Below are 9,393 nucleotides of genomic sequence, written 5' to 3' on the forward strand. Positions count from 1 at the left end.
CTCCGACCGGGCGAACATCCTCAGCCGGGCAGCGCAACGCGGCCCGCTCCGGTAGGCCGGCCCACCTCGGCGGTGCTTGTCTGATGCCCTGGCATCCGGGCCACGGGCCCGGCGGAAGCGGGCGCGCAGTGGAGGAGCAGGGCATCGTGAGTTCCACCGAGGGTGCTCCCCGGGTCGTCGTCCCCGCCCACCTGCTGAGGGGGCAGAAGGCGCTGGTGACCGGCGCGAACTCCGGAATCGGCAGGGCGACGGCCGTCGCCCTCGGCCGTGCGGGGGCCGATGTCGTGGTGAACTACGTGGCCGGCCGTGAGGACGCCGAGAAGGTGGTCGAGGAGATCACCGGATTCGGGGTCCGGGCGGCCGCCCACGAGGCGGACGTGTCCCAGGAGGACCAGGTCGTCGCCATGATGGACCGGATGGTCCAGGAGTTCGGCACGATCGACATCCTGGTGGCCAACGCGGGACTGCAGCGGGACGCGCCGGTCACGGAGATGTCCCTCGCCCAGTGGCAGAAGGTCCTGGACGTCAACCTCACCGGGCAGTTCCTCTGCGCACGCGAGGCGACCAAGGAGTTCCTGCGCCGTGGCATCGTCCCCGAGGTGTCGTGCGCCGCCGGGAAGATCATCTGCATGAGCTCGGTCCACCAGATCATCCCCTGGGCCGGTCACGTCAACTACGCCTCGTCCAAGGGCGGCGTACAGATGATGATGGCGACCCTGGCCCAGGAACTGGCCCCGAAGCGGATCCGGGTGAACGCGGTCGCCCCGGGAGCCATCAAGACTCCCATCAACCGCAGCGCCTGGGAGACGCCTCAGGCGCAGGAGGACCTCATGCGGCTGATCCCCTACAAGCGGATCGGTGACCCCGAGGACATCGCCCACGCCGTCGTCGGCCTCGCCTCCGACCTCATGGACTACGTCGTGGGCACGACCCTCTACGTCGACGGCGGGATGACGCTCTTCCCGGGCTTCGCGACCGGCGGCTGACCGACCTCACTGCGGGCGGAGCGGAACGCGGCAGGCGTCCGCGACGGCTGACCGCGTCCTTCGCCTTACCAGGGCCGGGACCGGTACTTCCGGTAGGCGGGCACCTGCTGCACACATGACGTGCGCCCCTGTGGGTGATGAACAGGGTGATGACGGCGAGCACCGCGACGGCGGCCCTCCGGGGCCGGGGCCGGGGCCGGAGCCGGAGCCGGAGCCGGGGCCGGAGCCGGAGCCGGGGCCCGGGTGCCGGCGGTCGGGGTGGTCGCGTCGGCCGTCGTCGTCTGGAGCACGGCGCAGCGTCCCTGCCTCGCCCCGGCCTCAACGCCGTTCGAGAGCCGCATTGAGGGTGAGGGCCGAGTCGATCAGCGCGAGGTGGGTGAACGCCTGGGGGAAGTTGCCGAGTTGACGGCCTGTCGGGTCGATCTCCTCGGAGTACAGGCCCAGATGGTTGGCGTACCCCATCATCTTCTCGAACACCAGCCTCGCCCTGGTCGTCCGTCCCGCGCGCGCCAGGGCATCGACGTACATGAACGTGCACAGCGAGAAGGTGCCCTCCGAGCCGCGCAGGCCGTCGGGGGAGGCCTCGGGGTTGTAGCGGTAGACCAGACTGTCGCTGACCAGTTCCTGCTCCATGGCGTCCAGGGTCGACGCCCACATCGGATCCTCGGGGGTGAGGAACCCGACCGTCGCCATGCGCAGCAGCGAGGAGTCCAGTACGTCACCGCCGTAGTGCTGGACGAAGGCCTGGCGTTCCTCGCTCCAGCCCTTGGCCATGACCTGTTCGTAGACGGCGTCCCGCTCGGCGTGCCAGCGTCCGGACGCCGACGGCCACCCCTTCGACTCGGCGAGTCGCAGGGCGCGGTCGAACGCCACCCACGACATGACACGCCCGTAGGTGAAGTCCCGCCGACCGCCGCGGGTCTCCCAGATGCCCTCCTCCGCCTGGTCCCAGTGGTCGGCCAGCCAGTCCAGGTCCGCCCGGATCGAGGTCCACCCCCCGTGCCCGACCTGGAAGCCGTGCCGGTGCGCGAAGTAGATGCTGTCCAGCGCCTCGCCGTAGATGTCGAGTTGGAGCTGCGTCGCGGCGCCGTTGCCGATCCGCACCGGCGCTGAGCCCGCGTAGCCCTCCCAGTGGTCGAGGATCTGCTCGTCCAGTTCGGAGGAGCCGTCGACCTTGTACATGATGTTGAGCGGGCCCGTGGTCCCGCCGCTGCCGGCCCGCTCCTTGACCCGGTCGCTCAGCCAGACGATGAACCTCCGGGCCTCGTCGGTGAAGCCCAGCCCCAGCAGGGCGTACACGGAGAAGGACGCGTCCCGGATCCAGGTGAAGCGGTAGTCCCAGTTGCGTTCGCCGCCCAGTTGCTCCGGGAGGGCCGTCGTCGGGGCGGCCACCACGGCGCCGCTGGGCGCGAAGGTCATGAGCTTCAGCGTGATCGCGGAACGCTCCACCACCTCCCGCCAGCGCCCGGTGTACCGCGACTGCGCCAGCCATGAGCGCCAGAACGCCACGGTCTCGTCGAAGAGCCGTTGGTAGTCGTCGAGTCGGAGCTGCGCGGGCGGACCCCCGGCGCCCATCTCCAGAACCAGCCCGCGGTGCTGGCCGGCCCGCAGGGTCAGCGTGAGGTGCAGGTCGGCGTCCCGGTCCGTGAGGAGGTCCACGAGCCGCTCGTCCTCCGGTTCGCGGATGGGGTGCACGGTGAGTTCGGTGCCGTCCTCTGCGGCGAAGACCGCTCCGTTCGGGGTGATGTGCAACTGGTGCTTCTTACGGCCGTAGTCGAACCGCGGGGCGATCGCCACCTGGAACGTCATGCTGCCGCGCACACAGCGGACCAGGCGGACCAGCCGGTGGCGGGGGGTGGCCTCCGTACCCGTGACGGGCATGAAGTCGAGTACTTCACCCGCGCCCGCCTCGGTCATGAACCGGGTCACCAGGACCGCCGTGTCGGGCAGGTACAACTGCTTGGTGGCATGGGTCTGGTGGGCCGGCCGGACCGTGCAGTGCCCGCCCTTCTCCTTGTCCAGGAGCGCCCCGAAGACACTCGGCGAGTCGAACCGTGGGGAACAGAACCAGTCGACCACGCCCTCGGTGGTCACCAGCGCCGCGGTCTGCAGATCGCCGATGAGACCGTGGTTCTCGATCAGCGGGTAGTCGTCCATCGGGGCGCCCCTTCCGGTGTGCGATTCACCCGAACGCCCCCCTTGATCAGCGTAGGTCCGGGATCCGTCACCGGCTCGTCGGACGACTGCCTCACCGTGCGGGCCCATCGGACCTGGCGAATAGTGAAAGAAGGGCGACGTGCCCGGCAAACCCCGTACCCCGGGAGGCCCCATGCCTTCTCCACGCTCGCTGGCCGCGCTCATCGGCGTCACGTTGCTCGGCCTCGCGCTCAGCGCCTGCCAGGACCAGGCGTCCGGACAGATCGTGGCGAGCAACGGTCTCAGGATCGTCGAGACGGTCTCCAACCCGCAGATCGACGGATGTCACCGCTTCTCCGAGGGCGTGACCCACGTCCACAACCAGACGCAGAGCAGCCTGCTCCTGTACACGACGCCGGACTGCTCCGTACCGCCGGGTGGGCAGAGCACCTATCTGGACATCGGAGCGGCGGACCTGGCGGTCGCGAGCGCCGGTCCGTGGCACAGCTTCTCCTTCGCCCCCGAGTGACCTCGCGATCCGTCCCGCGCGGGGAAACCGCTGCTTCCCGCGCCACGTTGCTCACGCCGTGGTGTGCCAGCCGGGTTCCAGGCTGTCCAGGAGGGCGTGGAAGGCCTGGTCGGCCCGGTCCCAGTGGCCGTCCGCCAGAGGGGCGATCAGGAGGCCGAAAGTGGCGTCCGCCAGGAGGACGGCCTGGGTCCGGGCCCGGTCCTCGCTCATGCCGAGGTCACGGAAGACGGAGGTGAACAGGCCCTTCCATTCCATGAGGATGTCGCGCATGACGGGGCCGTAGCGGTCGGGGTGCAGCACGCTGGCGCTCATGATCTCGAGGTAGAGGGGGAGTGCGACGCGCAGCCCGGGATCGTTGAACTGCCGCCACACGTCCTCCATGAAGCGGCGCAGGCCGGCCGGGTCCGTGGGCGGGCCGACGGTCTCCAGCAGGTCGCGCGTGCGCAGGAGGGGACGGCGCTCGTAGAGGGCGAGCGCCTCGGCGACCATCCGCTCCTTGGTGCCGAAGTAGTACAGGAGCATGCGGTCGCTGGTCCCCAGCGCCCGGGCCAGGGGGCGCAGGGAGAGGTCCGCGAGGCCGTTGCCGAGTACGTAGGCGCGGACCTGTTCGAGAAGGTCGCGCCGCTTGACCGGGTCTGGCGGGCGAGGCATGGGGGCTCCTGGATGCGTGAGGGCGAGGACTCCCGAGCTGTCCGTGATTCCTGTTTTGGGCAGGTCTTTACTGTAGCAGTGGTTACGTCTATATTTGAGGCGTAGCGACTGCTACATGAAAGGCCTTGGCGCATGCCGGGCATGTTTGCCGGCGGCCGTGCGGCCGCCGTCCGGAAGGGACTGATTCCCATGGCCACCTGGGACATCGGCCGCCCCATCGCCTTTCGCCGGGGAGGGCGGTCCTCGCGTACCGCCGCACCCTCGTGGTTCGCCAGGCAGTGGGCCCTGTGGTCCCGCATGCTCGCGCCGCTGCGTCCGCTGGACGCCCCGCGCGGCCGCGCCACCGCCTTCGACGCCTCCTGGCCCCTGCAGCGGGAACTGACCTCCGCGGGCCGGGCCCGGCGCCTGGTGACCGCCCAGCTGGACGACTGGGCCCTGGACGAGCCGGCCGACACCGCCGAGCTGCTGGTCAGCGAGCTGGTCACCAACGCCCTGCGGCACACGCGCGGCCCGCTCAGGCTCAACCTGCGCCTGCGCGACTCCCGCCTGCTGTGCGAGGTCGAGGACACCGAGCCCGCCGGCCCTGTACGCAACGCCACCGACGCGGACGCGGAGGGCGGCCGTGGCATCGAACTCCTCGAGTTGCTCGCGGACGCCTGGGGCAGCAGCCGGACGGCCACTGGCAAGACCATGTGGTTCGAGCTCCACGTCCCCAGCCGTCCGTGACGACCCGCGGGTTCGCCGAGAACCCGCGGTGGCGGGACGATGCGGCCGCGGCGGCGCGCGTCGCAGCCGGCCCTGGCCGACGACCGGATGGCCGCCTGGGAGGTGCCCTCCGATCGCGCCGCGGTGGCGGAGGTGCGCACCAGGGTCGAGCGCTTGCTGTCGGAGTGGACCCTGGACGATCTGCTGTTCAGCACCGAACTCATCCTGCGGGCTGGTCACCAACGCCATCCGCTACGCGACCGGGCCGATCCGGGTACGCCTGCTGTACGACCGCAGCCTGATCTGCGGGGTCTCGGACACCAGCCACGCGGCCACCACCGACGAGGGCGGCCGAGGGCTGTCCCTCGTCGCCCGGCTCGCGGCCCGGTGGGGCACCCGGTACCTGTCCACCGGCGAGATCATCTGGGCCCGGCACGCGATCCCGGCACCGGCAGCCGGTCCAGGTGTGTGCTCCGGGGTCTGGGCCGAGGATGGATGAAGGCAGAGCACCCGCCGGTACGGCACGGGCCGAGGCGCCGAGCGGGAAGGAAAACGAGGCATGGGTACGACGGACTCCTCCCGAGCAGGCCACTGCCCGTCGGTGGCGGGCTCCGCCGCGCCCCCCAGTGGCCTGCTCGATCTGCTCAGCGTCGCCGCGGTGGTGCTGAACGCGCAGGGCCGGGTGGTCTTCTGGAGCCCGAAGGCCGAGGACCTGTTCGGCTACACCGCGGCGGAGGCGCTGGGCCGGCACGCGGCTCGGCTGACCGTCCACGAGAAGGACCGGGACGCCGTGATCAAGCTGTTCGCCGAGGTCATGGAAACCGGCGCCGACTGGGCAGGGGCGGTCCCGATCCGGCACAAGGACGGCAGCACCCGCCTGGTGGAGTTCCGCAACATGCGGCTGCTGGACGAGCTCGGTGACGTGTACGCCCTGGGCCTCGCCGCGGACCAGGCCGCCGTGGAACGGGTCGAGCGAGACGCCTCCCTGGCCGTGCGCCTGGTGTCACAGTCGCCGATCGGGCTGGCCATCCTGGACTCGGACCTGCGGTACGTGGCCGTGAATCCGGCTCTCGAACGCATCACCGGTCAGTCCGCCGCCGACCGTCTCGGCCGGCCGGTCGGCGAGATCCTGACGTTCCTGGACACGAACCCCGAGGCACGTCTGCGCCGGGTCCTGGAGACGGGCGAGTCGGTCGTGGACCGGCACATCGTCTGTCGTCCCCCCGCCGACCCGGACCACGAGCACGCCTGGTCCGTCTCGTACTACCGGCTGGAGGACTCCGGCGGGCGGGTGCTGGGCCTGGCCTACTCCGTCATCGACGTCACCGAGCGGCACCGGGCCGCTGCCGAGGCGGCACAGGCCCGGCAACGGCTGGCACTGATCGCCCAGGCCTCCGCCTGCGTGGGCTCCACCCTCGACCTGGAGGAGACGGCGCGCGAGCTCGCCGACATCGTCGTACCGGTCCTCGCCGACGTGGCAGCCGTGGACGTCCTCGACAGCGCCCTCGACGGCCGGGCCGCGCCGCACGAGGGACCGGCCCTCTTCCGCGCCCTCGCCGTCAGCGCGGCCCACCCCACCGAGGCGGTCCGCGCGGCCGACCCGCCCGGGGGACTCGCCAGCTACGACAGCGACCGCCTGATCACCCGGTGCGTGCGCACCCGTGAACCGGTACTGGTGCCCCGCACCACCCGTCAGGACCTGGAGCGCATCGCCCGCCATGGCGAGGCCGCCTCCCTCCTCGCGGCGGCCGGCGTCCACTCCTACCTGGCCGTACCGCTCCTGGCCCGGGGCGAAGTCCTCGGCGCCCTCGACCTGATACGCACCGAGAACCCGGCGCCGTTCGACGACGACGACGCGTTCCTCGCCCTGGAGCTGGCCGCCCGGGCCGCGGTCTGCATCGACAACGCCCGCGGATACCAGGCCCAGCGCCAAGCGGCCCTCACCCTCCAGCGCAGCATGCTGCCGGAGCGCCCGTCGCACCTGCCCGGCCTGGAGGTTGCCTGCCGCTACCAGCCCGCCGGCGTCACGAGCGAGATCGGGGGCGACTGGTACGACGCCATACCTCTCCAGGGGGACCGGACCGCCCTGGTCGTCGGGGACGTCATGGGCAGCGGCATCAAAGCCGCCGCCACCATGGGCCAACTCCGCAGTGCCGTCCGGGCCTTCGCCGAGCTCGCCCTTCCCCCCGCCGAGGCACTTCATCACCTGGATCACCTGACTGAAGGCGTCGAGCAGACCATCACCACCTGCGTCTACTGCGTCTACGATCCCGACCAGGGCCAGTGCGAGATCTGCCTCGCCGGCCACCTGCCCCCGGCCCTGATGCGCCACGGCCACGGGGCACGGCTTCTCGATCTGCCCACCGGCGCGCCGCTGGGCGTCGGCGGGGTGCCCTTCGAGTCCGCCACGATCCCCTTCCGCCCGGGCGACGTGCTGGTCCTGTACACCGACGGCCTGGTCGAAACCCGCAGCGAACCCATCGACGCCCGCCTGGACACCCTTCTCGACGCCCTCACCACGACACGGGGCCACGATCTGGAAGGCACCTGCGACCGCATCCTGGAGATACTGCGCTCACCCGGCGGCGAGGACGACGTGGCCCTGCTCATCGCCCGAGCCCGGACCTGAGCATCAGATGCGGCACGGAAAATCTGGTCCAACCAGTTGACCACCGGGCCCCGCACGTCCACCCTGATCGCCATGAACCAGGGACTCATCCGGCGCGAGGCGGTCTCGGACCAGCTCTTCGCCGTGCTGCGGGACAGGATCCTCGGCGGCGAACTGCCGCCCGGTGCCGCGCTCACCCCCGAACGGGACCTGGCAGCCGAGTTCGGGGTGAACAGGCATGCCGTCCGTGAGGCCGTCAAGCGGCTCCAGCAGGCACGACTGGTCGAGGTCAGCCACGGCGGTCGTACCCTCGTCCTGGACTGGCGGCACACCGCCGGCCTCGACCTCGCCATGGGCATCGCGGCGGCCGACGCCGGGCCCTCGGTGGCCGACCTCGCCCGCGACGCCCTGGAGATGCGGGCGTGCATCGGCGCCGACGCGGCCCGGCTGTGCGCGCTCCGGTGCTCCGAGGACACCGCCGAGGAGATCGTCGAGGCCGCGGGCCGCTACGCGCGCACCGGGCCCGATCTGACCGAGCTGGGCGACGCGGACGTCGCCTGGTGGCGGCTGATCGTGGAGGGTTCGGGGAACGTCGCCTATCTGCTGGCGTTCAACAGCCTGGTCGGCGGCACACTGCCGGTCGCCGACGTGCCGGACGACCTGCGGGCCGCGGAACTCCTCGACGTCGACGCACATCGGCGGCTGGCGGCGCACATCGCGGCACGCGAGGCCGAGGCGGCCGAACGGCTCGCGCGCGAACTGCTCTCCCGCAGCGTGCCCGCGACGCCGCGGAAGGCGGTGCGCTGACATGATCCCGGCCGTGGTCTACGCGATCCCCGCGCTCGTGCTGCTGGTGGTCGTCGAGGCGCTGTCCTACCGCTTCCTGCCGGACGACGACGAGCGCGGTTACGAGCTGCGGGACACCGTCACCAGCATGTCCATGGGCGCCGGCAGCCAGGTCGTCGCGGTGCCGTGGAAGGCGGCGACGATCGTGCTGTACGCGGGTGTCTTCGCCGTCGCCCCCTGGCATCTGCCGCCGTCCTCCGCGTGGACGTGGGTGCTGCTGTTCTTCGGCGACGACCTGGCGTACTACGCCTTCCACCGCGCGCACCACCGGGTGCGGGTGCTGTGGGCGAGCCATGTGGTCCACCACTCCAGCCTCCGCTTCAACCTCTCGACCGCCCTGCGCCAGAGCTGGACACCGATGACGGGCCTGCCCTTCTGGCTGCCGCTGGCACTGCTCGGCATCCCGCCGTGGATGATCCTGCTCCAGCAGGCGTTCAGCCTCGTCTACCAGTTCTTCCTGCACACCGAGCGGGTGGACAAGCTGTGGCGGCCGGTGGAGTGGTTCTTCAACACGCCCTCCCACCACCGCGTCCACCACGGCTCCAACAACGTGTACCTGGACCGCAACTACGGCGGCGTCCTCATCGTCTGGGACCGGCTCCTCGGCACGTTCGAACCGGAGGGCGAGCGGGTGGTGTACGGCCTGACGAAGAACATCGGCACCTACAACCCGGTGCTGGTGGCCTTCCACGAGTTCGCGGCCGCCTGGCGCGACGTCCGAGGGGCGACACGCTGGCGCGACCGAGCCGGGTACCTGTTCGGCCCGCCCGGCTGGACACCCCGGGCGCACACCTGACACGCCGACCCCGAACCCCATCGGCCCGCCGACGCCGACCGCGCGGTGGCGCCGGCGCACCATCTGGGCGGGGCGGACTTCATCCAGGCCGACATCCGGCACCCGACGATCGCACGGGTGCTCGCGGAGACGGGCG

8 protein-coding genes and 1 pseudogene are annotated in these 9,393 nt (G+C 71.3%); 7 read left to right on the forward strand and 2 right to left on the reverse strand.

From position 1 onward, the window contains the following. Positions 1 to 146 precede the first annotated feature (146 nt). Entirely contained in the window at positions 147 to 986 is an 840-nt protein-coding gene (locus AB0D93_RS30420; protein WP_362126055.1) for an SDR family oxidoreductase, read from the forward strand. A gap of 318 nt (positions 987 to 1,304) precedes the next feature. Here the strand turns inward: AB0D93_RS30420 and AB0D93_RS30425 are convergent, their stop codons facing one another. Further along, the gene (locus tag AB0D93_RS30425) at positions 1,305 to 3,143 is read right to left on the reverse strand and encodes a glycoside hydrolase family 15 protein (protein ID WP_362126058.1); all 1,839 of its coding nucleotides are present in this window, start codon (positions 3,141 to 3,143) and stop codon (positions 1,305 to 1,307) included. Positions 3,144 to 3,315: 172 nt separating this feature from the next. Here AB0D93_RS30425 and AB0D93_RS30430 point away from each other — a divergent pair, with 172 nt between their 5' ends. Beyond that, positions 3,316 to 3,651: a hypothetical protein gene (locus AB0D93_RS30430; RefSeq protein ID WP_362126060.1), complete on the forward strand. Its 336-nt coding sequence runs from the start codon at positions 3,316 to 3,318 to the stop codon at positions 3,649 to 3,651. Positions 3,652 to 3,702: 51 nt separating this feature from the next. Here AB0D93_RS30430 and AB0D93_RS30435 read toward each other — a convergent pair whose 3' ends face one another. Beyond that, entirely contained in the window at positions 3,703 to 4,302 is a 600-nt protein-coding gene (locus tag AB0D93_RS30435; RefSeq protein WP_362126063.1) for a TetR/AcrR family transcriptional regulator, read from the reverse strand. 189 nt (positions 4,303 to 4,491) lie between these two features. Here AB0D93_RS30435 and AB0D93_RS30440 point away from each other — a divergent pair, with 189 nt between their 5' ends. The 5 genes and pseudogenes from AB0D93_RS30440 (at position 4,492) to AB0D93_RS30460 (ending at position 9,257) form a co-directional block, all read left to right on the forward strand. Beyond that, a complete protein-coding gene (locus AB0D93_RS30440; protein ID WP_362126066.1) occupies positions 4,492 to 5,028 on the forward strand; it encodes an ATP-binding protein in 537 nt (178 codons plus the stop codon). Positions 5,029 to 5,109: 81 nt separating this feature from the next. Further along, positions 5,110 to 5,506 (forward strand): annotated as a pseudogene (locus tag AB0D93_RS30445) (ATP-binding protein); the annotation flags it as partial. Positions 5,507 to 5,566: 60 nt separating this feature from the next. Further along, the gene (locus AB0D93_RS30450) at positions 5,567 to 7,636 is read left to right on the forward strand and encodes a SpoIIE family protein phosphatase (protein ID WP_362126069.1); all 2,070 of its coding nucleotides are present in this window, start codon (positions 5,567 to 5,569) and stop codon (positions 7,634 to 7,636) included. A 72-nt stretch (positions 7,637 to 7,708) separates the two neighbouring features. Beyond that, entirely contained in the window at positions 7,709 to 8,422 is a 714-nt protein-coding gene (locus AB0D93_RS30455) for a GntR family transcriptional regulator (RefSeq protein ID WP_362126072.1), read from the forward strand. A 1-nt stretch (position 8,423) separates the two neighbouring features. Then, complete coding sequence (locus AB0D93_RS30460) at positions 8,424 to 9,257, forward strand: sterol desaturase family protein (RefSeq protein ID WP_362126075.1); 834 nt, start codon at positions 8,424 to 8,426, stop codon at positions 9,255 to 9,257. The last annotated feature ends 136 nt before the right edge of the window (positions 9,258 to 9,393 follow it).

The organism is Streptomyces sp. NPDC048191, from assembly GCF_040652655.1.
Taxonomy (GTDB): domain Bacteria; phylum Actinomycetota; class Actinomycetes; order Streptomycetales; family Streptomycetaceae; genus Streptomyces.

Excerpts from the sequence above, each read along its gene's own strand:
- AB0D93_RS30430 (WP_362126060.1), top strand. The coding sequence starts at position 3,316 with ATGCCTTCTCCACGCTCGCTGGCCGCGCTCATCGGCGTCACGTTGCTC.
- AB0D93_RS30450 (WP_362126069.1), top strand. The coding sequence starts at position 5,567 with ATGGGTACGACGGACTCCTCCCGAGCAGGCCACTGCCCGTCGGTGGCG.
- AB0D93_RS30440 (WP_362126066.1), top strand. The coding sequence starts at position 4,492 with ATGGCCACCTGGGACATCGGCCGCCCCATCGCCTTTCGCCGGGGAGGG.
- AB0D93_RS30460 (WP_362126075.1), top strand. The coding sequence starts at position 8,424 with ATGATCCCGGCCGTGGTCTACGCGATCCCCGCGCTCGTGCTGCTGGTG.
- AB0D93_RS30435 (WP_362126063.1), bottom strand. The coding sequence starts at position 4,302 with ATGCCTCGCCCGCCAGACCCGGTCAAGCGGCGCGACCTTCTCGAACAG.
- AB0D93_RS30425 (WP_362126058.1), bottom strand. The coding sequence starts at position 3,143 with ATGGACGACTACCCGCTGATCGAGAACCACGGTCTCATCGGCGATCTG.
- AB0D93_RS30455 (WP_362126072.1), top strand. The coding sequence starts at position 7,709 with ATGAACCAGGGACTCATCCGGCGCGAGGCGGTCTCGGACCAGCTCTTC.